The sequence below is a fragment of the Rhodopseudomonas sp. RCAM05734 genome, from assembly GCF_052658035.1.
In genome coordinates, this window is the sequence record NZ_CP199742.1 from 6,289,281 (window position 1) to 6,314,772 (window position 25,492).

The 25,492-nt window shown below is 66.7% G+C and carries 22 protein-coding genes and 1 pseudogene; 13 read left to right on the top strand and 10 right to left on the bottom strand.

Annotation, left to right across the window (positions count from 1 at the left end):
- Positions 1–14: 14 nt before the first annotated feature.
- The 4 genes from ACUXVA_RS29730 to ACUXVA_RS29745 are packed head-to-tail and all read right to left on the bottom strand — an operon-like array spanning position 15 to position 6,122.
- Positions 15–1,412 carry an O-antigen ligase family protein gene (locus tag ACUXVA_RS29730; protein ID WP_445489837.1) on the bottom strand — a complete coding sequence of 466 codons (1,398 nt, stop codon included), beginning with the start codon at positions 1,410–1,412 and terminating at the stop codon, positions 15–17.
- Entirely contained in the window at positions 1,409–2,563 is a 1,155-nt protein-coding gene (locus ACUXVA_RS29735) for a glycosyltransferase (protein ID WP_265082332.1), read from the bottom strand. Before ACUXVA_RS29735 ends, ACUXVA_RS29730 begins: the two co-directional genes overlap by 4 nt.
- A complete protein-coding gene (locus tag ACUXVA_RS29740; RefSeq protein ID WP_445489839.1) occupies positions 2,563–4,920 on the bottom strand; it encodes a polysaccharide biosynthesis tyrosine autokinase in 2,358 nt (785 codons plus the stop codon). Before ACUXVA_RS29740 ends, ACUXVA_RS29735 begins: the two co-directional genes overlap by 1 nt.
- A 32-nt stretch (positions 4,921–4,952) precedes the next feature.
- Positions 4,953–6,122: a glycosyltransferase gene (locus ACUXVA_RS29745; protein ID WP_265082330.1), complete on the bottom strand. Its 1,170-nt coding sequence runs from the start codon at positions 6,120–6,122 to the stop codon at positions 4,953–4,955.
- A gap of 395 nt (positions 6,123–6,517) precedes the next feature.
- Between ACUXVA_RS29745 and ACUXVA_RS29750 the strand changes: the two genes are divergently transcribed.
- Positions 6,518–6,691 carry a DUF1328 domain-containing protein gene (locus ACUXVA_RS29750; protein WP_265082329.1) on the top strand — a complete coding sequence of 58 codons (174 nt, stop codon included), beginning with the start codon at positions 6,518–6,520 and terminating at the stop codon, positions 6,689–6,691.
- A 1,070-nt stretch (positions 6,692–7,761) separates the two neighbouring features.
- Here the strand turns inward: ACUXVA_RS29750 and ACUXVA_RS29755 are convergent.
- Positions 7,762–8,667, bottom strand: coding sequence for a LysR family transcriptional regulator (locus ACUXVA_RS29755; protein ID WP_445489842.1), 906 nt, complete (start codon positions 8,665–8,667; stop codon positions 7,762–7,764).
- Between the two features lie 158 nt (positions 8,668–8,825).
- Between ACUXVA_RS29755 and ACUXVA_RS29760 the strand changes: the two genes are divergently transcribed.
- The 11 genes from ACUXVA_RS29760 to ACUXVA_RS29810 all read left to right on the top strand — a co-directional run bounded on the left by ACUXVA_RS29760 (position 8,826) and on the right by ACUXVA_RS29810 (position 21,127).
- The gene (locus ACUXVA_RS29760; RefSeq protein WP_265082327.1) at positions 8,826–9,875 is read left to right on the top strand and encodes an ABC transporter substrate-binding protein; all 1,050 of its coding nucleotides are present in this window, start codon (positions 8,826–8,828) and stop codon (positions 9,873–9,875) included.
- Between the two features lie 118 nt (positions 9,876–9,993).
- Positions 9,994–10,812, top strand: a complete 819-nt coding sequence (locus ACUXVA_RS29765; protein WP_265082326.1) for an SDR family NAD(P)-dependent oxidoreductase — start codon at positions 9,994–9,996, stop codon at positions 10,810–10,812.
- Positions 10,813–10,820: 8 nt separating this feature from the next.
- On the top strand, positions 10,821–12,245 hold the full coding sequence (locus ACUXVA_RS29770; protein WP_265082325.1) for a dihydroorotase: 1,425 nt from the start codon (positions 10,821–10,823) through the stop codon (positions 12,243–12,245).
- 4 nt (positions 12,246–12,249) lie between these two features.
- Complete coding sequence (locus ACUXVA_RS29775; RefSeq protein ID WP_445489845.1) at positions 12,250–13,092, top strand: ABC transporter ATP-binding protein; 843 nt, start codon at positions 12,250–12,252, stop codon at positions 13,090–13,092.
- Positions 13,089–13,865, top strand: a complete 777-nt coding sequence (locus ACUXVA_RS29780; protein ID WP_265082323.1) for an ABC transporter permease — start codon at positions 13,089–13,091, stop codon at positions 13,863–13,865. Before ACUXVA_RS29775 ends, ACUXVA_RS29780 begins: the two co-directional genes overlap by 4 nt.
- A 9-nt stretch (positions 13,866–13,874) precedes the next feature.
- Positions 13,875–14,822: an acetamidase/formamidase family protein gene (locus ACUXVA_RS29785; protein WP_445489848.1), complete on the top strand. Its 948-nt coding sequence runs from the start codon at positions 13,875–13,877 to the stop codon at positions 14,820–14,822.
- Positions 14,822–15,403 (top strand): LOG family protein, encoded by a 582-nt coding sequence (locus ACUXVA_RS29790; protein ID WP_265082322.1) that lies wholly within the window; start codon positions 14,822–14,824, stop codon positions 15,401–15,403. The genes ACUXVA_RS29785 and ACUXVA_RS29790 overlap by 1 nt, the downstream gene beginning before the upstream one ends.
- A 274-nt stretch (positions 15,404–15,677) precedes the next feature.
- On the top strand, positions 15,678–16,715 hold the full coding sequence (locus ACUXVA_RS29795) for an ABC transporter substrate-binding protein (RefSeq protein ID WP_265082321.1): 1,038 nt from the start codon (positions 15,678–15,680) through the stop codon (positions 16,713–16,715).
- Between the two features lie 207 nt (positions 16,716–16,922).
- The gene (locus tag ACUXVA_RS29800; RefSeq protein ID WP_445489851.1) at positions 16,923–18,371 is read left to right on the top strand and encodes an amidohydrolase family protein; all 1,449 of its coding nucleotides are present in this window, start codon (positions 16,923–16,925) and stop codon (positions 18,369–18,371) included.
- A gap of 153 nt (positions 18,372–18,524) precedes the next feature.
- A complete protein-coding gene (locus tag ACUXVA_RS29805) occupies positions 18,525–19,202 on the top strand; it encodes a response regulator transcription factor (protein ID WP_445489853.1) in 678 nt (225 codons plus the stop codon).
- Positions 19,203–19,264: 62 nt separating this feature from the next.
- The gene (locus ACUXVA_RS29810) at positions 19,265–21,127 is read left to right on the top strand and encodes a sensor histidine kinase (protein WP_445493370.1); all 1,863 of its coding nucleotides are present in this window, start codon (positions 19,265–19,267) and stop codon (positions 21,125–21,127) included.
- 11 nt (positions 21,128–21,138) lie between these two features.
- Here ACUXVA_RS29810 and ACUXVA_RS29815 read toward each other — a convergent pair whose 3' ends face one another.
- Positions 21,139–21,396: a hypothetical protein gene (locus ACUXVA_RS29815; RefSeq protein ID WP_265082318.1), complete on the bottom strand. Its 258-nt coding sequence runs from the start codon at positions 21,394–21,396 to the stop codon at positions 21,139–21,141.
- Between the two features lie 256 nt (positions 21,397–21,652).
- On the opposite strand from ACUXVA_RS29815, the gene ACUXVA_RS29820 reads away from it, so the two are divergent.
- Positions 21,653–21,892 (top strand): hypothetical protein, encoded by a 240-nt coding sequence (locus tag ACUXVA_RS29820; protein ID WP_265082317.1) that lies wholly within the window; start codon positions 21,653–21,655, stop codon positions 21,890–21,892.
- A 199-nt stretch (positions 21,893–22,091) separates the two neighbouring features.
- Here ACUXVA_RS29820 and ACUXVA_RS29825 read toward each other — a convergent pair.
- From ACUXVA_RS29825 to ACUXVA_RS29840, 4 genes and pseudogenes are all read right to left on the bottom strand, one after another.
- Positions 22,092–22,806: pseudogene (locus ACUXVA_RS29825) on the bottom strand (ABC transporter ATP-binding protein).
- Positions 22,787–23,551 carry an ABC transporter ATP-binding protein gene (locus ACUXVA_RS29830; RefSeq protein ID WP_265082315.1) on the bottom strand — a complete coding sequence of 255 codons (765 nt, stop codon included), beginning with the start codon at positions 23,549–23,551 and terminating at the stop codon, positions 22,787–22,789. The pseudogene ACUXVA_RS29825 and the gene ACUXVA_RS29830 overlap by 20 nt, the downstream one beginning before the upstream one ends.
- Entirely contained in the window at positions 23,548–24,546 is a 999-nt protein-coding gene (locus ACUXVA_RS29835) for a branched-chain amino acid ABC transporter permease (RefSeq protein ID WP_445489856.1), read from the bottom strand. Before ACUXVA_RS29835 ends, ACUXVA_RS29830 begins: the two co-directional genes overlap by 4 nt.
- Entirely contained in the window at positions 24,543–25,412 is an 870-nt protein-coding gene (locus ACUXVA_RS29840) for a branched-chain amino acid ABC transporter permease (protein WP_265082314.1), read from the bottom strand. Before ACUXVA_RS29840 ends, ACUXVA_RS29835 begins: the two co-directional genes overlap by 4 nt.
- Between the last annotated feature and the right edge of the window lie 80 nt (positions 25,413–25,492).

The following is a 25,492-nucleotide window of genomic DNA, read 5'->3' on the forward strand; positions in this document are numbered from 1 at the left end:
AATTCCGTTCATTGTTAAGAAATCGTCTCTGCATCCCCGCCGTGAAGGAAGCGCGGCGCCGACGACAGCAGCACCGCAAAGGTCCAGAAGAAGAAGCCATTCTCACCGGACGTGATATTGGCCAGCGGCAGCCGCACCAGCGCGCCGCAGCCGAGCGCGCCGATGACGATCGCCTCCGCTCCGCCGTCCTGCCACGCCACCCACAGCGTTGTCAGCGCCGCCCAGACCAATGCGGTCAGGCAAACCAGGCCGACCACAATGCCCATCATGAGCCAGCAAGCCACGATCATGCCGTCGACCGGCATCGCTCCCGCGCTGCCGACATCGGTGGTGGTGAAGCCTGAGCCGATCAGCGAGCTGTCCGGCATGTTCCACAGCGTGACGAATTCATCCATCCGCTCCTGCGCGCTGCCGTCCTTTGCGCCCTCGCCCAGCGAGGCAAAGCGATCGCTGATCATGTCGCCGAACGGCGTCAGCGTCGCTGCCAGAACGACCACCGCCACGGTCCCCACCAGGATGAAGCCGGCTTTGCGGCGCGTGGTGTTGAACAGCAGGCAGAACAGGATGCCGACCGCCAGCGAGATCCACGCCGTGCGGTAGGACGACAGCAGCAGAGCGAAGGCGGCGGGGCACACCAGCAGCAGCAATTCCCAGCGCAGCCGGGAGAAGCACACCACGATCAGGCCGATCGCGGTGAAGGTCGCGAAACTCGCCGGCCCGTTCATCGTGCTGAAGGTACGAACACCGTAGGGCACCGGCTGGCCGACCGAGGGAATCGATGCGAGCTGCATCCAGTAAATATCCCAGCTCGGCGGGTCGACATACTGGAAGATGCCGTAGATGCCGATGATCGGCAGGATGATGAGAAACGCCGGGGCTGCCGCCTGCACCATTTCGTCGCGGTCGGCATGTGCGATCAGCGCCGCCGCATAGATCAGCGGTGCGGTCCATTTCAACGCCCCTGAGGCGGCGCTCATCCAGTCGGCCTGCATGATCGACAGCGCGGTGGCATAGGCGACGCAGCCGCCGACCACCAGAAGCGGCACCATCACCGGGCTCGGCCCGCGCGACGAATTCAGCAATCGCAGCAGTCCTGGCGCCGGCGCCAGGATGGCCAGCATCGGACCGATCAGCAGCAGGCCGGACTGATCGAAGCCAGCGGACAGGTCGACAACCCGGCGCACGAACGGCGCGAAGGCAAACAGCACCAGCATGGATTGCAGATGCGAGGCCGCACCTTGCTGCCATGCGTACCAGCCGAGCGCGGCACAGCCGAGCACGAACAGCGGCTTGGCGAGGCCGCCCAGCGCGCCGCCGAGCACAGCCGTTCCGACGATCAGCGCCGCTGCGGCCAGCCAGCCGGGCAGCGGCCAGATGCCGATACGGAACGCGGGAACTGCTCCCACGCTCATGCCGCGGCTCCCGCGCCCAACCGACCGATCACGCCGGAGATGGATTGCAGCATCTGCGCCATGCCGTAATGCGAACGCGCACGGGCGACTGCGTAAGCGACCTGTCCGTTGAGGTCGGCGGGCCGCGACAGCACCCGCTTCACCGCGCGCGCCAGCGACTCGGAATCGTCGGGCGGCACCAGCGTGCCGGCCTTGCCGGCTTCCAGAATGTCCGACGCCGCCCCGGCATCGGTGGCGATCACCGGCACGCCGGCGAGCATCGCCTCGACCAGGGTGCGGCCGAACGGTTCGGGATCGATCGAGGGATGGATCACCGCATCGACGGCGCTCATCAGCCGCGGCACATCGCTGCGCTGGCCGAGAAAGTGGACGCGGTCGGCAAGACCAAGTTCATCCACGAGCTTGCTGAGACGCGTCGCATAGGCCTGTTCGCCGAACAGCGCGTCGCCGGCAATGATGCAGCTCACGCCGGGCAGCTGCGCCAGCGCCTGTAGCACCACGTGCTGTCCCTTCCACGGCGCCAGCCGGCTGAACACACCGATCAGCGGGCCGGTGGGCAATCCCAGTTGCTGCCTGATCTCGGCCGGCGACTGGCTTTCCGGCGTGACGTCGAGGCCGTTGGCAATGACCTCGACCAGATCCTGGCGGCCGCCTTCGGCGACGAAGGCGGCCGCCGCGGCCTGCGACGGCACGATCACCTTCGATGCGCAAGAATTGGCGAGCAACACCTGAACGCGGCGCTGCATGGCGCCGAAGTGGACGCCGCTGATGATGTCGTGCAGGTGCCAGACCAGCGGGCGCCGCGCCAGGGTGGCGGCGATAGCGGAGAGCACAAAGGCCTTCTGCGAATTGGCGTAGACGATATCGCGACTGCGCGCGGCGCGGGCGACTTCAAGAACGATGGCGCAGAGCCGACCGACCAGCGGCACCACCCTGAGGATCGAGCTGTCGCGTCGCACGCCGCCGAGGCCCTGGCCCCAGCGCGAGACGGTGACGTCGAGTTCCCGGCTTGCCAGCGCCTGGCGCAGCGGACCGTCCTCGAACAGAAAGGCCGACGCGCCCACCCAGGGCTGCACCACGTCGAGCAGCACCAGTTCGGCGCCCGAGACCTGTCCGGTGTGACTGACGAACATCACCCGCGGCGCAGGCATCACGTCGCCCTGAGATAGGCATCGACCGCCGGCTCGGCCGGACGGGCGGACGCATCCGGCTTCATCATGGTCATGGCGATGCCGAGCACCTTGCCGCCGGCCGCCTTGATGGCGCTGGTGGTCGCCACCGCCTCGCCGATGGAGAAACTGCCGGCCCGCATGCTGAGCAGCACGCCGTCGACCTGCCGCGCCAGCACGCCGACATCCATCAGCACGGCCGGAATCGGACCGTCGACCAGCACGACTTCGTAACTCTGGCTCCACAGCAGCAGGTCGGACATCTGCCTGCGGCGCAGCAGATCGAACTGGCTGGAGGCCGGGCCGGCGGCGATCACGTCCAGATTCGGAATCGAAGTGCGGACCACCACGTCGCCCGGTTGGGCGTCGCCGAGCAGCACGGCCTGCAGTCCGCGTCCTCCGGCAAGCGCCAGCGCCGCCTCGAAGCGCGGCGTGCGCAAGTCGCATTCCACGGCCAGCACTTTGCGCCCGGCGATGGCGAGATGCTGCGCCAGCGCCAGCGTCAGGAATGTCTTGCCCTCGCCCGCGCCAGGCGCGGTCATCAGGATCTTCTGGCAGGCCCCGGCTTTGGCCCCAACCGCCAGGCCAGCGGCGAGATCGCGCAGCGCCGCCTGATAGGCGGGGTCCTGCTGCGCCACCGAGAGCGAGCGGACCAGCGACAGGCCGGATTGCCCGGCAAGGATGGCACTGATCGGCGACTCCGGCACGTCATTGGCGATCACCGGCAGCCGCGCCAGGATCGACGCGCCGGTCACGACGGAAAGTTCAGTGGCGCGCTCAACCGGTGTCGCGACCGGTTTCGCAACGGCGGCCGTGACCGGTGGCGGCGTCGGCGCCGCTGCCGGTGACAGCGGCGGAGCAGCAGCCGGCGCCGGAATTGCCGGCAATGGCGCGGCCGGCTTTGCCGGCGCGGCGATCGCAGAAGCGGCCGCAGGCGGAGCGACAGCGACGGCCGGTGTCGCAGCCACCGGCGCGGCCTTGCGCGGCAAGGCCGGGCGTGTGGGCAGCCAGGCGGCGGCGGGCTTCAGCCGATCCCCGAACAGCACGGCAGCAAGGGCCAGCAGCAGGCCGATGGTCCCGCCGGCCGCGAGGAACGGGATCTTTTTCGGGAAGAACGGTTTGTTCGGTAACTCCGCGAGGCTGACCAGCCGGGTGCTGCCGAGCAATACCCGGCGCTCGGTCTCCAGCTCGCTGGTGCGCTTGTAGAGCTCGGCATATTGCTGGCGCTTGATTTCGGTGTCGCGCACCATGCTCTCGATCGAGGCCTCGTCGGTGGTGGCCGACCCGACCTCCGCCTTCACGGCATCGACCTGCTTGCGCAGCGAGGTCACCAGCGCGTCATTGGCGTCATAGGTCTTTTGCGCGCTCGCCGCGATGCTGGCGATCTCGGCAGTCAGCCGTTGCTGCACCAGGTCGCGTTCGCGCTCCAGCGCGCGCAGCGCCGGATGCCGCGGGCCCAGCACGTTGGATTGGCTCGCCGGCTGTGCACTCACCACCGTGAGCTGCTGCTTCAGATCCGCCACCGCACGGCTCGACAGCACTGACGGCGCGTCGCTGGCGCCGCGCGACTGGTTGGCCTTGATTTCCTGCAGCCGCGCCGCGGCGTCGGCGCGCGCCGCCTCGGCCACCGACAGTTGCTGGCTGATGCTGGTCAGGCGCTCCGAGCTGATCGGCGCGGTGGCGCCGCGGGCCAGGCCCTTGTTGCGCCGGAATGCCTGGATCTTGGCATCGGCGTCGCGCAACTGGGTGTCGAGCTGGGCCAGTTCCTTGCGCAACCACGAAGCCGCGACCTCGCGGCTGTTCGATCCGGCGGCGCGCTGGTCCTCGAGGAAGGCGTTGGTCAGCGCATTGGCCATGGTCTGCGCGACCTCGGGGATCGACGACTGGTAGGAAATATTGATGACCCGCGAGCGGCCGACGGCACCGATGGCGTAGCGGTTCTGCACGTAGTCGACGAAGTCTGCGCTGTCGGTCTGCATCCGATCGCAGATGCTTCCGCCGCGGGCGGCACGACAATCTGCGACCGCGGCATCGAGCACGCCGGGCAGCGCCATCGCCAGTCGCATCACCCGCGGCGAGCGGATCACCAGCAACTGGCTCTCGAGGTCGGCGGGATCGCCGATCTTCTGTGCCCAGGCCGCGGAGGTCGAGTTGTTGCCAAGCTCCTGCTCGGCGACGATCACCGAGCCGGTGGCGAGGTAGCGCACCGGCAGCACCAGAAGTGCGATGACCGTCAGCACCAGCACGCCGCCAAGCACTGCGGCGACTAGGCCGCGGCGCTGCCAGATCCGCTGCACCAGACCCGGCTCCCGGGTTTCGTTGCTGTCAGTCGCGTCCATTGTGGTTGGGTGCCTATCAGTCATTGCGGCCATCAGGCTGAGACACGGGATGGCAGTGGACGGCCGGATTTGACGTCGAGACCGGAGCGGCTCTGCTCCATGGCGCCTTCGACCACCGCCATGAACTCAGCACGAAACCGCTCGGCAGAGAACTGGCTGGCCTGCGCCCGGCAGTCGTCGCGCGAGAAGAGTTGTTCCTGCGCCACGAAGGCGCGCACGCACTCGGCGATCGCTGCAGGCTCCGCCGTGTCGAACAGCATGCCGGTGCGGCGGCCGAGCGCGGTCGACACCGTCTCGCGCGCGCCGCCGCGTCCCAGCGCCAGCACCGGCGTGCCCTCGGACTGCACCTCGACCACGATGATGCCGAAGTCTTCCTCCGCCGCGAACACGAAGGCGCGTGCCGTCGCCATCAGCCGGCGCAGCTCGGCGTCGCTGACAAAGCCGGCGAAGCTGACATTCGGCGTTGCCAGCGCCTTGAGGCGCGCCGCCTCCGGGCCGTCGCCGGCCACGATCAACTGTTCGTCCGGCAGGTCCGCGAAGGCGCGCACCACCGCTTCGATCTTCTTGTAGGGCACCAGCCGGCTGGCGGCGAGAAAATGCCGGCCGACCGGCAGTTCTACTGATAGCGCCGACAGGGTCACCGGCGGATACACCACCTGGGCGACGCGGCCGTAGATCTTCAGAATCCGGCGCGCCACGAATCTCGAATTGGCGATCATCACGTCCGGACCGTGCGCGGTGCGCGCGTCCCACATCCGGATGTTGTGCAGGATCAGCCGCGCGATCATGCCCTTCAGCCCGCGCGCATAGCCGCTTTCCTTGAGATAAGCGTGCTGCAGATCCCAGGCATAGCGCATCGGCGAATGTACATAGGCGACGTGGACCTGGTTCGGCCCGGTCAGGATTCCTTTGGCCACCGCATAGCTCGACGAGATCACCAGATCGTAGTCGGAGAAATCGAACTGCTCGATGGCCAGCGGCATCAGCGGCAGATAGGAGCGATGGCGGCTGGCGATGAACGGCATCTTCTGCAGGAAGCTGGTGTGCGTCTGCCTGATGCCGATCTTGGCGCGATCTTCCGGCGTCAGCACATCGAACAGGGTGAACACGTCGGCATCGGGATAGCAGTGCAGGATCTCACGCAGGACCTGCTCGGCGCCGCCGACGACATACAGCCAGTCATGTACAATCGCGACGCGCATCTCGTACCTCTTGCCGGCCCGGCCAACGCCGAACCCGCCGAATCTCATAGATCAACAGCAAGGCGGCACAAACGAATTTTGGCGCTTACGTTAATCCGGCAGGATGCCCTCGCGACCGACCAAATAGCGCATCGCGCGCCGCGATCGTCAACCGTCGCCGCCGCCCCCTTGCCGGATACCGGAACCGCAGTTCCGAAAGCTCTTGCCGACCGGGCGTCACGATGGCTAACGCGCTGTTCGCGCATCTTCATTTACCGATCCCTTGGTTAATATGGGGTTTAGAGCGGCGCTGCGGCTGCCCCTGCCGGCAGCGGCGCTCCCCTCCCGCCGCGCGTTCCGCCGCCGGAACTTTCACCGGCATGTGGCGTTTTGTCCCGCAGCAACGGAGTCAAGCGATGAGCATTCTGAAGTGGGCCCTGATCTTCTTTGTCGTGTCGATCGTGGCCGGCATTCTCGGCTTCACCGGCGTCTCGGCGGCCTCGGCCGACGTGGCGCGGGTGCTGTTCTATATCTTCGTGATCATCTTCGTGGTGCTGCTGATCCTGGGGTTCACCATCTTCCGGGCGTAGCGGCCGAGCTGATCTGGTAGTGCGCTCTTCCTTTTCCCCTCCCCCCGCGTCTTCGCGGTGGGGAGGGTGGCCGCGCGCAGCGCGGTCGGGTGGGGGACGCGCAGCAAACACTGCAGCGCGTGGCGCGCCCCCACCCCGGCCTCCACTTCGCCGATGCTGCGCATCGCCTTTGTTCGGCCGACCCTCCCCGCCTCGCGCGGCTGCGCCGCGCTCCGGGGGAGGGATTCTTCAGGCGCCTTGCCTGAACATCCGATTCAACTGTCAAACAGCCAAGCAACAACAATCCCGCGACGCTTGCGCGCCCGGGGTGTGCTGCATTCCCTTGCCCCCTCGAAATCGAGAGGGCGCGCGGAACGCCGGGTGCCCGATGCACCCATGGGCTTGTGCGCAAAGTGTAGTAAGCGCACAAGGCTTGCCACGGTCACACCGGACTGATCCGGCGTTCCGCGCGCGATGGTGTTAACGGCTTATTGCGTGCTCTCCCCGGCGGCCGACACGGTTTCTCGTCGCCGTCGCCTCCGGTTGAGGGTGTTCCGCGGACGGGTTGCCGCGGACTCTCCACCGGGCTTGGTGCTCACGCGGGGCACCAGGACCACACGCCTTCGCCGTCCGCGCAGCGCTGTCGTCTGCGCTTCCTCCGGTTCTCACTGGCCATTCTGGCGAGCCCTGAACCGAATTCCGCGCCTGACGCTGCTGCGTCCACCGCACCCCGCCCCGCGAACCTGACGATCGCGATACGCCCCTCTCGGTGGGGCGGGATGCGAGGGATTATAATCTTAGATGGGAAACCGTCAAGAGGAATTTCGGAATATTTTCTCTGCGCGCCTGTCGCTGCCGTTCCGTACCCCGGACGCGGTGCACTGCGCCGCGCTTGCGGCGTGGTGCGCCGCAGATCCAGGGGCCCAGCTTGTTGACATCAAGCAAGCTGGGTCCCGGGTCTGCGCAGCAGCACCGTCGGCGATGCTGCGCATCGCCTGTGCTGCAGCGCGCCCGGGACACGAAGAGCAACAGTGCGACCGGGACACGAACGACGCGGTCGCGCGCCCGGGAAACGAAGGGCGACAGCGCGCCTACCCCGCCTTCATCTCGTTCAGGCTCTTCGCCAAAATCTCGGCAAACGTCGCCGCGGCAACCGGCAGGGTGCGGCCGCGCAGCCGGCACAGCACGAGGTCGGCGGTCGGCACGTCGCGGACGTCGACCGGGCGGCTGACCAGCCCGAGTCCGAGATCGCCGGTCGGTGCGCCGATCTCGATCTGGAACGAGATCATGTTGCAGCGGAACACCAGTCCGCGCAGCATTTCGAACGAATTGGATTCGGCGAGCATGTTGAGCCGCAGGTCGCGCCGCGCGGTGACCTCGTCGAGCACCTGGCGACCGCTCAAGGTACGGTCCGGCAGCGCCGCGGGATAGTCGGCGCAATCCGACAGCCGCAGCATCTTCTTCGCCGCCAGTGGATGATCGGCGCGGCAGATCACTGCCAGCCGCTGTGGGATATGCGCGATGACCCGCAGCGACGGCCACATCGCCGGCCGATAGACCAGCGCCAGATCGACGTCGTAGGCGGCGAGCGCCGCCAGCGCCCGCTCGTGGTCCATCACCTTGAGATCGAACACCACCTTCGGATGTTTTTCGCGAAAGGTGGCGATGCGCGCCGCGAGGAAATCATGGGCCAGCGCCTGGCTGCAGGCGATCTGCACCGGGCCGCGGCGCAGGCCCCTGAGATCCTCGACCTGCGACTTCATACGCTCGGCATCGGCGATCTGGCTGCGCGCATAGCGCACGAACATCTCGCCGGCGGTGGTGAGTTTCACTCCGCGCGGCCGGCGCTCGAACAACGGCGTGCCGACCTCGGCCTCGAGATCCTGGATGCGCCGGTTCATCGCCGACGGCGTCAGGTTCAACAGCTCAGCGGCGCGGCGGATCGAGCCCGACCGCGCTACCTCCACCACATGGGTCAGCAGTTTCAGGTGCCGCATGGCGTCTCCGGACGAATTCCGAGTGATGCCTTTTCGGCACCGCTCCGTCAGAAACATAGCAGCAGATAAGCTCACTGGAACAGGCTTTACTTGTCCGAGGAGCGGCCGCGCTGAAGCCAGCACGGCCAGGGATGGCAGGCTTCAACAGGACAACAGCGATGATCGGACACCATGGATTTCGTGGACTGCGGACGCTTGCGCTCGCGCTGGCGGTAACCGCAGGCCCTTTCGCCACCGCCCAGGCACAGACCAGGATCAAGATGATCCTGAACTGGAAGTACGAGGGGCCGCAGGGCATGTTGTTCCTCGCGGACGACCGTGGCTACTTCAAAGCGGAAGGCCTCGACGTCACTTTCGACCAGGGCAACGGTTCCGGCGCCGCGGTGCCGCAGGTCGCCAACGGCGCCTATGACATGGGCTTCGGCGACATCAACGCGCTGATCGAACTGGCCGCCAAGAAGCCCGACGAGGCGCCGATCGGCGTCTACCAGATGTACAACCGGCCGCCCTTCACCGTGGCGGTGAAGGCCGGCAGCGCCATCAAGACGCCGGCCGACTTCATCGGCAAGAAGCTCGGCGGCGCCGCCAATGACGGCGCGCTGAAACTGTTCCCGGCGCTGTGCGCCACCGCCAAGATCGACTGCGCCAAGGTCGAGATCACCAACATGCAGCCGAACCTGCGCGAGCAGATGCTGATGAAGGACCAGGTCGACGGCGTGTTCGGCTACATCACCACCATCCGCTTCAGCGCCAAGCTGATCGGCGTCGATCCCGACAAGGAGTTGCGCTTCATCAAGTTCGGCGACTACGGCATGGACCTGTATTCCAACGCCATCATCGTCTCGCGCAAATTCGCCAAGGAGAATCCGGCCGCGGTGAAGGGCTTCCTCAAGGCGCTCAACCACGGCATCAAGGACGCCATGGCCGATCCCAAGGCGGCCGTCGACGCCGTCGCCAAGCGGGAATCGCTGATCAAGCAGGACGTCGAACTGGCGCGCCTCAACGCCACCTTCGCCGACGAGATGAATGCCCCGGAGATCGCCAAGATCGGCCACGGCGACATCAGCGATATCAGAATGGCCAAGGCCATCGACATCCTGGTCAGCGCCAAGGAACTGCCGCGCACGCCGAAGGTGAACGAGATCTTTGATCGCAGCTTCATGCCGCCGCTCAGCGAACGGCCGACGGCGATCAAGGCGGCGATGTGAGAACGAGACCCCTCATGGTGAGGAGCGCGCCCCTGGGCGCGTGTCTCGAACCATGAGGGATTGTGGCGCTCATCCTTCGAGACGCGCGCAAGTGCGCGCTCCTCAGGATGAGGGCTGAGTGAAACCGCAGAAAGTCATTTCCATGAACCTCTCCCTCGACAACCGCGTCGTGCTGATCACCGGCCCCGCCAAGGGCATGGGCGCCGCGATCAGCCTCGCTTTCGCTGCCGAAGGCTGCAAGCTGGCGCTGATGGGCCGCGACACCGCCGCGATTCAGCCGGTAGCCGACGAAGTGAAGGCCAAAGGCGGCCAGGCCGTCGTGATCGCCTGCGACCTGACCAGGGCCGAGCAATGCGACGCCGCGGTGGAGACCGCCAAGCAGGCGTTCGGCGGGCGCATCGACATCCTCGTCAACGTCGCCGGTGGTTCCGGGCCGATCGGCAAGACCGGCGTGCAGACCACGCCGGAGGAATTCGACGAGATCGTCACCCTCAACATGAACGGCTGCTTCCACGCCATGCGCGCGGCACTGCCCAGCATGATCGCGCAGCGCTACGGCAAGGTGGTCAATGTCGGCGGCACTTTTGGCATGCGCGGGCGTGCAGGCCGTGTCGCCTACTCGGCGTCCAAATGGGGCCTGCGCGGCATCACCAAGAGCTTTGCGCTCGAGGTCGGCCAGCACAACATCAACGTCAACTGCGTGGCGCCCGGCATGGTCGACGGCCCGCGCTTCCGCGACAAGGTCTGTCGCGACATGGCGCTGAAGCTCGGCATCTCCGAGGAAGAAGCCGCCGAGCGCCATGCCGCCGACTATGCACTGAAGCGCGTCACCGTCGACCAGGACGTCGCCAATGCCTGCCTGTTTCTGGCCAGCGACGTGTCGCGCCAGATCACCGGCGTCGACCTGCCGGTCGATGGCGGCTGGGCCATGCTGTGAGCGGAGACATGACCATGATCGCAGACCTCGTCATCAACGGCGGCACTATCGTGTCGCCGGATGCCACCTACTCCGCCAGCATCGCCATCAAGGACGGCAGGATTCTCGCCATCGGCGCGGCGGATGCGATGCCGCCGGCAAAAGAGACGCTGGACGCCAGCGGGCTGCACATCCTGCCGGGGGCCATCGACGTCCACGTGCATTTCAGGGATCCCGGCTATCCGCAGAAGGAAGACTTTGCCAGCGGCACCGCCGCGGCGGCATTCGGCGGCATCACCTGCGTGTTCGACATGCCCAACACGCTGCCGACCATCAACAATGCGCAATCGCTGGCCGACAAGCACGCCATCGCCTCGGCCAAGGCCTATGTGGATTACGGGCTCTACGCCGTGCTCGGCGAGGACAGCATCGCGCATGTACCGGCGCTGATCGACGGCGGCGTGATCGGCTTCAAGCTGTACATGGGCAACACCTTCGGCCGCATCCCCTCGCCGTCGACCGGCGCGATGCTGGAAGCCTTCGAGGTGGTGGCGCCCACCGGCAAGCGCATCTCGCTGCATGCCGAGACCAATTCGATCATGGAGCGCCGCGAGGCGCGATTACGCGCCGCAGGCCGCACCGAGCCGATCGCGCATCTGGCGGCGCGGCCTGCGGTGGTCGCGGTGGAAGCAGTCGAGCGCGCCGCGACGCTGGCGGAATGGACCGGCGCCCGCATCCACGTGCTGCATATTTCGTCGGCGGCCGAGTTGCGTCCACTTGCCGAGGCCAAGGCGCGCGGCGTCGACATTACCGGCGAGACCTGCCCGCAATATCTGCTGCTCGACGAGACCGACTACGACAAGTTCGGCGGCGTGGTGCGCGTCAATCCGCCGGTGCGCGAGAGGCCCAACCAGCAGCCGATCTGGGACGCACTGATGGACGGCACTGTGGACATGATCGCCACCGACCACGCGCCGCATGCGCCCGAGGAAAAGACACGGGCCGACATCTGGACGGTGGACTGCGGCTTCCCGGGCGTCGAGACCCAGATGCCGCTGATGCTGACGGAGATCAACAAGGGCCGCGCCACGCTGCAGGACTATGTGCGCTGGAGCGCCGAGGCGCCGGCCAAGGTCTGGGGCCTGTATCCGCGCAAGGGCACGCTGACGGTCGGCTCCGACGCCGACATCGCCATCGTCGATCTCAACCGCAAGTGGACGGTGGACGATGCCGCGATCCAGTCGACGTCGAAGATCTCGCCGTGGCACGGCCGCGCCGCCAGCGCGCTGCCGATCCACACCATCGTGCGCGGCCGTTTCGCGATGAAGGACCGAATCTTGCAGGAGGATGCGCGCGGCACCGGCCGTTCGGTGCATGCGATCCAGCAGATGCCGGTGCCGGAGCCGCGAAACACTGACAGCACCATGGCCGCCATCACCGCGCAGAAAGCCTGATCCGATGAACGCTCCGGTCGCAGTTCAAAAACCCCGCGCTGCGGACAATGTGATCGAGCTGGAGAAGGTCCGGGTCACCTTCGGCGATTCCAAACATGCTGTCACCGCGCTGGAGGAAACCTCGCTGCGCATCGACCACGGCGAGTTCGTCGCTCTGGTCGGGCCATCGGGCTGCGGCAAATCGACCATCCTCAAGCTGGTGGCGGGGACGCTGAGTGCCTCGCAGGGCCATGTGTTCGTCGCCGGCCGCGAGATTGGCGCGGGCGCCGCGCGGATTGGTATGGCGTTCCAGAACCCGACATTGCTGCCGTGGCTGAACATCCGCGACAACGTCATGCTGCCGCTGAAGATCGTGCCGCCGTTCAAAGCGGAGTTCGGCGCCAAGCGCAAGACCGAGTATCGCGACCGCGTCGAGGCCTCGCTGAAGCAGGTCGGGCTCGGCGGCTTCGGCGACAAGTTTCCCTGGCGGCTGTCCGGCGGCATGCAGCAGCGGGCGTCCTTGTGCCGCGCGCTGATCCACGATCCCACTTTGCTGCTGCTCGACGAGCCCTTCGGCGCGCTGGATCAATTCACCCGCGAGGAGTTGTGGGAGATCATGCAGAACCTGTGGATCGAGAAGAAGCCGACCGTGCTGCTGGTGACCCACGACCTCAAGGAAGCCGCTTACCTGGCATCGCGGATCTGCGTCATGCAGGCGCGCCCCGGCCGCATCGTCGACGACAGCGTGGTGCCGTTCGCGCGGCCGCGCACCATCGAGGTGTCGTTCGAACCGGAATTCGTCACGCTGACCCAGCGCCTGCGCGAGCGCATCGTCGCCGCCCGCGCCGTGCAGGAGGCCACGTCATGAGCGAGACCACGCGCCGCCGCATTCTCTCCACCGCCTGCATCATCGGCTTCTTCGTTGCCTGGGAATTGCTGTGCCTGATGTTCCACGTCTCGGACATCGTGCTGCCGCGGCCGAGCCAGGTGCTTATCACGCTGTGGACGCGGTTTCCGGCGATCATGCCGCACGCGGTGCAGACGCTGTACACCACCATGGTCGGCTTCGCCCTCGGCATCGTCATCGGCATTCTGCTCGGCGCGCTGATCGGCTCGTCGAAGCTCGCTTATGACGTGGCCTATCCGATGCTGGTCGGGTTCTCGTCGATCCCGAAAGTCGCCGTGGTGCCGATCTTCGTGCTGTGGTTCGGCGCCGGCACCGTGCCAGCGATCCTCACCGCCATGATCATGTGCATCTTCCCCATCGTGGTGAACGTCGCCACCGGCCTTGCCGCCACCGAGCCGGAATTGCAGGACGTCATGAAGACGCTCCGCGCGACCCGGATGGAGATCCTGTGGAATGTCGGCCTGCCGCGCACCATGCCGTATTTCTTCGCCTCGCTGAAGGTGGCGGCGACGCTCGCCTTCGTCGGCACGGTGATCTCGGAAACGGTGGCCTCCAACCGCGGCATCGGCAACCTGATGATGATCGCCTCCTCCTCCTTCGACGTGCCGCTGGTGTTCGCCGGGCTGTTTATTCTCGCCGCGCTCGGCGTCGGACTGTATGTCATCTTCTCGCTGATCGAAGCACGGGTGACCGGCTGGGCCGTGCGCAGCGATACATTTGCCGCCGGTGGCTGAGGACAACAGATGACACAGACCCTTCTTCCCACGCCTTCCACCGTTCACTGGGGCCATTTCGACGCGGCGCTGAAGCCGGTCGCGACCATCAACCCCGGCGACACCATCGTCATCAACAGCGTCAGCGGCGCCCCCGACGACCTGCCGGCGCAGCCCGGCATGAATGTGCGGCCGGAACTGACCGCGATCCACGCCGCGGTGAAGCCGGAGGTCGGGCCGCATCTGCTCACCGGCCCGGTGGCGATTACGGGCGCGATGCCCGGCGACGCGCTGCGCGTCGAAATCCTCGACGTGCAGCTCGCCGACGACTGGGGTTTTAACCTGTTCAAGCCCGGCTTCGGCACGCTGCCGGACGATTTCCCCCATGCGCGCCGCGTCCATCACGGCATCGATCGCGCCAAGGGCGTGGTGCACACATCATGGGGCATGGCGCTGCCGGCGCAGCCGTTCTTCGGCGTGATGGGCGCAGCCCCCGCGCCCGCCGTCGGCCGTGTCAGTTCGGTGATGCCGTCGACATTCGGCGGCAACATCGACAACAAGGAACTCGGCGCCGGCGCGGTGCTGTACCTGCCGGTGGCGGTGGAAGGCGGGCTGTTCTCGTGCGGCGACGGCCATGCCGCGCAGGGCGACGGCGAGGTCTGCCTCACTGCGGTGGAGACTGGCCTGACCGGCACCTTCAGGATCGATCTGGTGAAAGGCGCCAATCTCGAGGCACCCTACGCCGAGACAAAAACCCATCTGATCTCGATGGCCTTCGACGAGGATCTCAACGAGGCAGCCCGCGTCGCGCTGCGGCGGATGATCGCGCTGGTGGTGGCAAGGACCACGCTGACCGCCGACGACGCCTACATGCTCTGCAGCCTCGCCGCCGACATGCATGTCACGCAGCTGGTCAACCGCAGCAAGGGCATCCATGTGATGATGCCCTTCGCGCTGCTCGAACAGGCCAAGCGCTGATGGCCGCGCGTGCGATCAACAGCGTGGCCGTGTTCTGCGGCTCCAACTTCGGCGAGTCCGATGTCTATGCGGAGGGCGCGGCGAAGCTCGGCGCCGCCGTCGCCGCGGCCGGCATCACGCTGGTCTATGGCGGCACCACCAAAGGGCTGATGGGCGTGGTCGCCGATGCCGTGCTCAAGGCCGGCGGCAGCGCCCATGGCGTGATCACCGAGCGCCTGCTTGCGCGCGGCCACTCGCACGCCGCGCTGACCCGCAGCGAGACGGTCGGCACGCTACGCAACCGCAAGGAACGGATGACCGAGCTGGCGGATGCCTTCATCGCGCTGCCGGGCGGCATCGGCACCATGGAAGAGATGATGGAGGTCTGGACCATGAACCAGCTCTCGGAGATCGACAAGCCGGTCGGCCTGCTAGACATCGCCGGCTTCTTCGCGCCGTTCCTCGCTTTCATCGATCATATGGTGGTGACGAAATTCCTGCCGGCTGCGCACCGCCACTCGATCTGCGTTGATCCGGAGCCGGCGGCGCTGCTCGACAAGTTGCGGCACTTCCAGAAAACCGACGTGCCGAAATGGCTTTAGGTAGCAATCCACAAAGCAACGACGGCGCTCTTCACCTCTCCCCGCTTGCGGGGAGAGGTCGACCGGCGAGCGCAGCGAAGTCGGTCGGGTGAGGGGGAGCCGGTGTTTCACGCGATAGTCCCCCTCACCCGGATCGCGCGATGCTGCGCATCGCCGCAATCAGACCTCTCCCCGCCTGGCGAAGCTTCGCTTCGCTGTGCGGGGAGAGGTGAACGCCGCCGCCCCCAGCGTTCTGCTTCAACAATCACCACCCCGCCCTCACCGGAGACCTGACATGCGCTGTATCCTGACGTCCCTTCTCATCGCCGGCAGTCTCGCCGTGCCCTTCGCGTCAGGTGCTGCGGCAGCAGATCCGACCAAGATCAAGTTCACGTTGGACTGGAAGATCCAGGGCGTGCACGCGCCGTACTACTGGGCCAAGGCGAAGGGCTACTTCAAGGACGAGAACCTCGACGTCACCATCGACCAGGGCGAGGGCTCGGCCGCCACGGTGACCCGCGTGATGTCCGGCGCCTATGACGCCGGCTTCGGCGACATCAACGCCATCATCCAGAATGCCGCGACCAAGCCCGGCGAAGCACCCGTGATGGTCTACATGATCTACAGCAAGGCGCCGTTCGCGCTGCTGACCAAGGCCGACAGCCCGATCAAGACGCTGAAGGATCTCGCCGGCTCCAAGCTCGGCGCACCGGCCGGCGGCGCCTCCGTCAAGCTGCTGCCGCTGCTGGCCAAGCAGAACGGCGTCGACTACGGCAAGATCAACCTCACCACGGTATCGCCGGCGCTGCAGGAGCAGATGCTGCTGCAGGGCCAGGTGGAATCCGTGGCCGTGTTCACCGCTACCAGCTACATGAACCTGGTGTCGCTCAAGCTCGATCCGGACAAGGATTTCCGCTGGATGTATTATTCGGACTATGGGCTGGACCTGTATTCCAACGGCATCATGGTGTCGCCGAAGCTGGCGAAGGAGAAGCCCGAGGCGGTCAAGGGCCTGTTGCGCGCGATCAACCGCGCGCTGAAGGAGACGGTGCAAAATCCCGACGCCGCCATCGACCTGCTGGCCGCCGAGGAGTCGCTGATCAAGAAGGACATCGAGAAGCGCCGCCTGCTCTATGTCTACAAGACCCTGATCGACACGCCGGAAGCCCGCGAGCTGGGCCTCGGCGACGTCGGCGACAAGCGTCTGACCTCGGCCATCGCCACCGTCGCCGCGTCGTTCGAACTGCCGAAGGTGCCAGCATCAGGCGATGTGTTCGATCGCGGGTTCCTCCCCGCCAAGGCCGATCGCGTGCCGCCGACGGTTGCGAACTAAAGCACGACGCGGCACTGTGCCGGTGTAAGGCACCCAGACTCTACATGTCGTCCCCGCGAAAGCGGGGACCCATAACCTCCGGGCCCGTGGTCGCAGACCGGCACCCGCCCCATGACTCATATCTGCACGGCGTATGGGTCCACGCCCTGCGCGCGCCAAAGGCGCGCCGGGCGGGGACGACTCGCTGAAACGTTCGGAGATCACGGTATGACCGACCCCACCCGCACCATCGATTGCACCCATGTGATCGGCCCCACAGGATCGCTCGGCGCGCAGACGATTGCCATCAAGGGCGACGCGATCGCTGCGGTCACGCCGTCGAAAAGCGCCGCGGCTGAAAAGCTGCTGGCGATGCCGGCACTGGTCAATGCCCACGATCACGGTCGCGCGGTGCGCACCAGTTCGATCGGCGCTGACGCCATGCCGCTGGAGATCTGGATCAACTATATCGGGCTGTTTCCCGCGGTGGATCCCTATCTGGCCGCAGCGATGTCCTATGCCAACAGCGCGCTCGGCGGCGCCGGCACGGTGATGAACCACTACACCCGCGCTCAGGGCCTCACCGACCTGCCCACGGAAGTCGCCGAGGTGGCGCGCGCCGCGCGCGACGTCGGCATCCGCGCCGGATTTGCGGTGTCGATGAAGGACCGCAACCCGCTGGTTTACGGCGATGCCGGGCCGTTGCTGGCGGCGCTGCCGGCCGAAGCGCGGCGCGAGATCGAGGCGCGGCTGCTGAAGCCGCCGCTGTCGCCGCAGGACTACATCAAGCTGGTGGACGACGTCGCCGCCGCTGCCGACAGCCCGCATTTCAACGTGCAATACGGCCCCAACGGCGTGCAGTGGTGCAGCGACGAACTGCTGCAGGCCATCGCCAAAGCCTCGGAGCGCACCGGCCGCCGCGTCCACATGCACCTGCTGGAAACCAAATACCAGCGCGCCTGGGCCGACGAGACCTATCCGCACGGCGTGGTGCGCATGCTCGACAATATCGGCCTGCTGTCGCCACGGCTGACGCTGGCGCATTGCACCTGGGCCAACCAGTATGAGCTCGACCTGCTGGCCGAGCGCGACGTCACCATCACGGTCAATACCAGCTCCAACCTGCATCTGCATTCCGGCGTGGCGCCGGTGCCGCAGATGCACAAGTCGATCTGCAAGGTTGCCATGGGCATCGACAGCAAGGCGCTGGACGATGACGACGATGCGCTGCGCGAGTTGCGGCTGTCCTATCTGCTGCACGCCGGCACCGGCTTCGACCTGCAGACCACGCGGCTGCAGGCGCTGCAACAGGCGGTCGGCAACGGCCGCTTCGCGGTCACCAATGTCAACGACGGCGGCCGCATCGAGCCGGGCGCCGCCGCCGACCTGCTGCTGCTCGACTGGGCGGCGCTCGACAATGACGGCCTCCGCGACGACCTCGACCCGCTCCATGTGCTGTATTCCCGCGCCACCCGCGCGCACATCCGCGAGCTGATAGTCGGCGGACGCAGCATCGTGACGGACGGCCGCGTGCTCGGCGTCGACCTGCCGGCGGTGCGCGCCGAAGTGCTGGACAAGATGCGCGCCGGCATGGCCGCCAATGCCGGGATGATCCAGGCACTGGCGGCGCTGCAGCCGGGCGTGACCAAGTACTATCTCGACATGCCGTGCTGCTGACGGGCATCGCGCCACCGCGCGCACGGGTCTAACCTCTCCCCGCAGGCGGGGAGAGGTTAAGTAAGACCCGCCCCCATAAATATGGCTGTCGCAACGCGCACCGGCGGGGCTAATCTTCTCTGTGCGACCGGAATAGCAGTCGGGGACGATGGCATGACGCTGCCAGGTGACGAGCGCCTTGCGCAGGCGATCACGGTGTTGCTCGTGGAGGACGATGCGCCGACGCTGTGGCGGCTGCAGGATGCGCTGACGCAGGCCGGATTCCAGGTCACGGCAGCCGCGACGCTGGCCGAGGCGCGCAGTGCGCTTTCCCAGAAAGCACCGCGCGTGCTGCTGACCGACCTCCAACTGCCCGACGGCCATGGCAGCGCGCTGATCCGCGAGACGCGGCAGCGTTTTCCCGATACCGAGATCATGGTGATCTCGATCCTCGGCGACGAGGAGAGCGTGATCTCCGCGATCACCGTCGGCGCCACCGGCTATCTGCTCAAGGACGCCTTTCCGACCGACATCGCCGCCACCGTGCACGAGCTGGTCGCCGGGCATTCGCCGATCTCGGCGTCGATCGCGCGTTTCATCGTGCGCCGCACCCAGACCCAGGCCGAACCCGCGGCCTTGCCGGCGCTCAACACCATCCGGCTGACGCCGCGGGAGATCGATATCCTGTGGGGTATCGCCAAGGGCTTCAGCTACGCCGAGATCGCCGGCCATCTCGGCCTGTCCAAGCAGACCGTGCCCGGCCATATCAAGAACATCTACCGCAAGCTCGAGGTTCACACCCGCGGCGAGGCGGTGTTCGAGGCGGTACAACAGGGCCTGATCAAGCTGTGACGGAAACCGCGGACAAACCGTTTGCGTTCGCACCCCGGGCCTGGGGCTGGTACGCGCCCAAACTGCGGCTGGCGCCATATCTGGCGCTGCAGGCGCTGATCGCAATCGTGTTCGTGCTGCTGCTGCGCCAGCCGCAGCCGGAGCCGCCGGCATCCTTGCGGTTGACCGCGTTCGATCTCAGGGAAAGCGGCAGCGAGCGCGCCGTCACGCTGCCGCACTTCACCGCTTCGCGTTTCGCGATGCACGATCCGCCAGTCTACACCACGCGCTTCAGCGAACCGGACGACCCGCGCGCATGGTCGGTGTTGCTGCCGCGTTTCACCAACGGCGTCGAAGTCGCGGTCAATGGCGTGGCGATCCTCGACAGCCGCCGCGACCCCGCCGCCAACCGGCCCGACCGAAACACACCGGAGATCGCGGTGATCCCCGCCTCGCTGCTGCACAAGGGCGACAATGTGCTGTCGATCCGGCTGTTCGTCTGGGGACCGTTGACCGGCTATCTCGATCCCGTCTATCTCGGACCCGACGAGGTGCTGCGTCGGGTCTACGACAAGCGCATCCGCCGGTTCATCACTCTGCCGGTGGTGTTCTCCGCGTGGCAGGCGATCCTCGCGGTGATCCTCACCATCATGTGGCTGATGCGGCGCCACGAGCGGGCTTACGGCGTGCTCGCCGCCGCCATGGCGATCGGCGCCGTGCAGGCATTCCTGCCGACGCCGATGGAGCCGTCTGCGTTCTCCCGGCTCAACGCGACGCTGATTGCCTCGGCGCCGATCGAGGGCGCGCTGTTTCTGACATTTGCCATTCTGTTCTTCGAGGGGACCTGGCCACGCTACGGTTGGCTGATCTTTGCGCCGGGCCTGCTGGTGGTCGTCGTCGGGCTGTTCGGCGGCCAGCCGCTGGTGCGCAGCATGTTCGTCTGGGTCGGCGTGCCAACCGTCGGACTCTGCCTGTCGGCCATGGCTATCGTCGTGGCACGCGCCGTGCTCCGGCGACAGGACATTGCGAGCCTGATGCTGGGTTGCGCCGCCACCATTGCGCTGACCTGCTGGGTGAGCGACATCCTCGGGGTTCTGCAGGTGATCGACAACGGCCGGATTTTCGTGTCTCGCCTGTCCTATTCGGCGCTGCTGGTGGCGATCGGCGCCGGGCTCACCTGGCGCTTCGCACGCGCGCTCAACGAGGTCGACAGCTTCGCCAGCAACATGGTGACGCTGGTGCGCGAGGCCGAGGACAAGCTGAAGGCCAGCTTCGCGCGCGAGGAACAGCGCGCCCGCGCCGCGGCGCTGGCGCTGGAGCGCACCCGGCTGATGCGCGACCTCCACGACGGACTCGGCGGGCAACTCGTCAGCATCGTCGCACTCAGCGAACGCGACAATGCCGGTGCCCCGATCGGCGAGGCCGCGCGCGCCGCGCTGAAGGACCTCCGCCTCGTGATCGACGCCATGGACGATATCGGCGGCGACCTGATGCTGGCTTTGGGATCGTGGCGCGAGCGTGCCACGGCGCAACTGCGTCCGCATGACATGACTCTGCACTGGCAGACGCTGACGCCGCAGGGCCTGCCGGTGCACCCCGAGCTCAGGCCCTGGCACGTCATCCAGATCGTGCGGCTGCTCGATGAGGCCCTGACCAACGCCATCAAGCATGCCGGCGCACGACGGATCACGGTGACGATCGAGACGCTGACCGACCCGGCGCAAGGCGACTATGGCTGCATCACCATCGCGGATGACGGCAACGGCTTCGCGCTGGCGCCGGACGGCGCCGCGGCTGCCGGCGCGAGCTCGGCGCGCGGCCTGCGCAACATGAAAAGCCGCGCCGCGCGCTGCGGCGCGACGCTGGAGCTCGCCTCCGACGCCGGCGGCACGAGGGTGAAGCTCGTGCTGCCGCGCCGCTTTCCCGACGGCGACGCCGCCGGCTGATCCGCCGAGCGTCAGCGGCGGCCGACGCGGTTGACCGGACCGCCGCGATTCCACGGCGTACCCGGGCGGACGCCGACGCCGCGCGCACCGACCCCGACGCCGGCCACCCGCGTCGCCGCAACGACCGGCGCGCCGACGCGCGCCACGCAGCCCTGCGGCACGCCGGCGGTCTTGCACACCACCACCGCCTGGGCCTGTCCGGCGCCCAGCGAGATCGTGGGCGCCGTCGTGATCAGTCCGGCGCGCACCCATCCTGTCTTGCTCAGCATGTCATCTCTCCCTGTTGGACGTCCGGCGCTGCGCGGGACTGGTCGGTCGCTGCAGCCGACGCGGGGTGATCCTTGCGACGGCGGCGTGCGATGGAAAATCCCATGAAAATGGGAGAACGATCGCGCATTGCGCGATCGTCCCTGCGATTGCGCGATCATCCATGCCACGAATATGGCATTGGTCGGTCTCGCCTGCCCCGCCATGGTGAAGCGGTCGAAACGCGAGTCAGCTCAGCAACAACCGAAAGGTCGCTCCATGATCTGGTCCATCATCAGGAATTCCATCGGCATCGCCATCGTGACGGTGGCAGCCGCATCGTCAGCGCTGTCGCAATCCGGGCCGAGCCGCGAAGAGCAGCTCGCCTGCCGCTCCGATGCCGGCCGATTCTGCGCCGAGCACATAGGCAAGCCGCCGGAGATGAATGCCTGCCTGCGCGCCAACAAGACGAAACTGTCCGACTCCTGCCGCAAGGTGGTGGAGTCGAGGGGCGGGTAGAATTCACGGCGCCTTGCTAACCTCTCCCCGCTTGCGGGGAGAGGTCTAAGCCGAGCGACAGCGAGGCTTCGGGTGAGGGGGAGCCGGAGTTTTACACGATAGCCCCCTCACCCGACCGACGTCGCTGCGCTCCGCCGGTCGACCCCTCCCCGCCTAGCGAAGCTTTGCTTCGCGCGGCGGGGAGAGGTGAAGAACTCAATTAATGAATCCCCACCCCGACCAGCCGGTCGACCAGCGCGCGGTCGGATCGCAGCGCGTCAGGTGCGCCGGTCCAGCCGATGCGGCCGCGTTCCATCACCATCACACTGTCGGCAAAATCCAGCGCGCGTTCGATCTGCTGCTCGACCAGGATGATGGTGACCTCGCCGCCGGCGGCGAGCCGGGTCAGCAGCGCCATCAGCTCGTCGCAGATCACCGGCGCGAGGCCCTCGAGCGGCTCGTCGAGCAGCAGGATGGACGGCTTGCCGAGCAGCGTGCGGGCCATCGACAGCATCTGCTGCTCGCCGCCGGACAGACTGCTTGCCGTAATTGCCGCGCCGCTCGCGCAGCCGCGGGAACATGGCATAGGCCTCGTCCAGCGCCGATGGCGGGCGCTCCTTCAACCCGGTGCGCAGATTCTCCTCGACGGTCAGCGACGGAAAGATGTCGCGGGTCTGCGGCACATAGCCGATGCCGCGCTCCGCGCGCGCCGAGGTGCGCCGGGATGTGATGTCCTCGTCGCCGATGCCGATCCGGCCGCCATGGCGCGTGGTCAGGCCCATCAGGGTGGCGAGCAGCGTGGTCTTGCCCATGCCGTTGCGGCCGAGCACCGCAAGACGACCGCCGGCCTTCACCGCAAACGAAATGTCCTCGATGATCCGGGTCGGACCATAGCCGGCGCACAGGCCGCTGATCTCAAGGGGCGCGGCGGGCATCGGCATAGCTCCCCAGATAGGCACGGCGGACTTCGTGATCGGCGGTGACGTCTTTCGGCGAGCCTTCGAAGATCAGCCTTCCTGCCGCCAGCACCAGCACGCGGCTGGCGAACTTGAACACCAGATCCATGTCGTGCTCGATCATCAGCACCGCGATGTCGGATGGCAGCGCGTTGATGACGTCGAGAATCCGCGGCGCCTCGTCATGGGGCACGCCGGCGGCGGGCTCATCGAGCAGCAGCACCTTGGGCTTCAGCGCAATGCCTATCGCCAGCTCAATCAATCGCTGCTGGCCGTAGGCCAGTTCGGAGACCTTGCGGTAGGCCAGCGCATCGAGGCCGACACGAGCCAGGATGTCGCTCCATTCGGCGCGCACATCGGGCCGTTCGGTGGCGCGCGAAAAGAACCGTCGGGCGATGCCGCGGCGCTGCATGATGGCCAGGGCCACATTGTCAGCCACGGTGAGGGTCTGGAACAGCCGGGTGGTCTGGAACGTGCGCACCAGGCCGCGCTGCACGCGAGCGGGAATGCTCTCGGCGGTGATGTCGTCGCCCGACATCAGGAACGCCCCGACGCTCGGCGCGATGTCGCCGGTGATGAGGTTGACCAAAGTGGTCTTGCCGGCGCCGTTGGGACCGATCAGCGCCACGCGGTCGCCGGGCTGCAGCGCAAAGCTGACATTGTTGGTCACGTGCAAGCCGCCAAAGGCGCGCGAGATGCCGCGGGCTTCGAGCAGGGCGGTCATGATGCCCTCCCATGGCGCAGGCGCTGCGCCAGCGCCAGCACGGGCTCGATCAACCCCCGCGGCGCGAACACCACGATGCCGATCAGCAGCAGGCCGACCAGTGTCATCCAGTGAAACGGGTTGGCGGCGGCGACGATGTGCTCGAAGATCTGGAACAGCACAGCGCCGGCCAGCGCCCCCCACAGATGCCCGGCGCCGCCCAGCACCAGCATCACCAGCACTTCCGCGGAGCGCTCGAAGCTGACGCTGTCGAGCCCGACCACGCCGGTGCTCATGGCGGTCAGCGCGCCGCCGATGCCGGCCACCGCGCCGGAGACGCCGTACATGATGACGAGCCGCGGATAGACGCCCACGCCGATCATCTTGGCGCGCAGGTCGTCATCCTTGATGGCCCGGCACATCAGCCCGAACGGCGAGCGCACGAAGCGCGACAGCACGACGAACACGACGATCAAGACTGCCAGCGAAAACAGGAAAGCGGTGCGGCTGTACATGTCGAAACCGTAGATGCCGAACACCTTTGACGGCTCGATGCCTGAGAGGCCGTCGCTGCCGCCGGTGAGCCATTGCAGCTTGTTGGCGAGCGCCGCCACCAGTTGCCCGACGGCGATGGACAGCACCAATTGCGGCAGGCCGCGAAAGCGCGCGATCAGCGCGCCGGAGATCAGGCCCATCAGCGTGCCGGCAACGAGGCCGACACCGAGCAACGCCAGCGGATCGGTGACGCCGCGCACGCAGGCAATGCCGGCGGCATAGGCGGCGACGCCAAACTGCGCGGCATGGCCGAGCGTGGCGATGCCGCAATAGCCGGTGACGAGATCCAGTGACAGCACCAGAAACGAAATGCCGATCAGCCGCGTCAGGAAGGCCAGATCGTCGGGAAACAGGAACCAGCCGATGGTACCGAGCAAGGCAATGGCCAGCGCGCCGCCGGCTTCCTGCGCGAAGGGAATCATCCGTCGATGCGGAACTTGGCTCACGGCAATCTCACTCATGTGTGCTTCCTGCCGAACAGACCGTGCGGAAACAGGAACACGATGACGATCACGGTGAGATAGAAGAAGAACTCGCCGAATTCCGGCGCCAGGTACTTGCCGGTGGTGTCGGCAAGGCCGAGCAGCAGGGACGCCGACAGCGCGCCGGTGATCGAGCCGGCGCCGCCGACGGAGACCACCACCAGGAACGTCACCATGTAGCGCAGCGCGTAGAACGGCTCGATCGGCAGGATCTCGGCGCCGACCACGCCGCCGAACGCGCCGAGGCCGATGGCCAGCGCGAAGGTCGCCGCATAGATGATCTCGGTGCGGATGCCCAGCGCGTCGGCCATGCCGCTGTGATCGACCGAGGCGCGCAGCTTGATGCCGAATTCGGTCTTTTCGATCAGCAGCCACAACAGAAGCGCCGTCACGAGGCCGCAGGCAATGACGAACAGCCGATGCGTCGGGATCGAACGGAAGCCGATATCCAGCGGGCCGCTCAGGGTGGCCGGCAGCGGGATGGACTTCAGCGTCGGGCCGAAGATGAAATTGACGACGCCGATGATGAAGAAGGTGATGCCGATGGTCATCAGCACCTGGATCAGCGGATCGGACTTGCGATAGATCCGTCGATACAGCAGCAGCTCGAACGGGATCGAAACGATAATGGTGCCGACCACGGCGAGCATGATCGCGACGCTGTAATGCACGTGCAGGTCGCGGATCGCATAGGACGCGAGATAGCCGCCGATCATGGCGAAAGCGCCATGCGCCAGATTCACCACGCGCATCAACCCCATCATGATCGACAGACCGATGGAGATGATGAACAGCACCATGCCATAGGCCAGGGCGTCGGTGAGTATGCTGAGGGCAAGGCGCATGGGGTACTTTATTCGCAGAAACGGCGGTTGCCGCAAACATTCTGAACGAGAGGATGCTGGCTCTCTCCACGGTCGTCCCC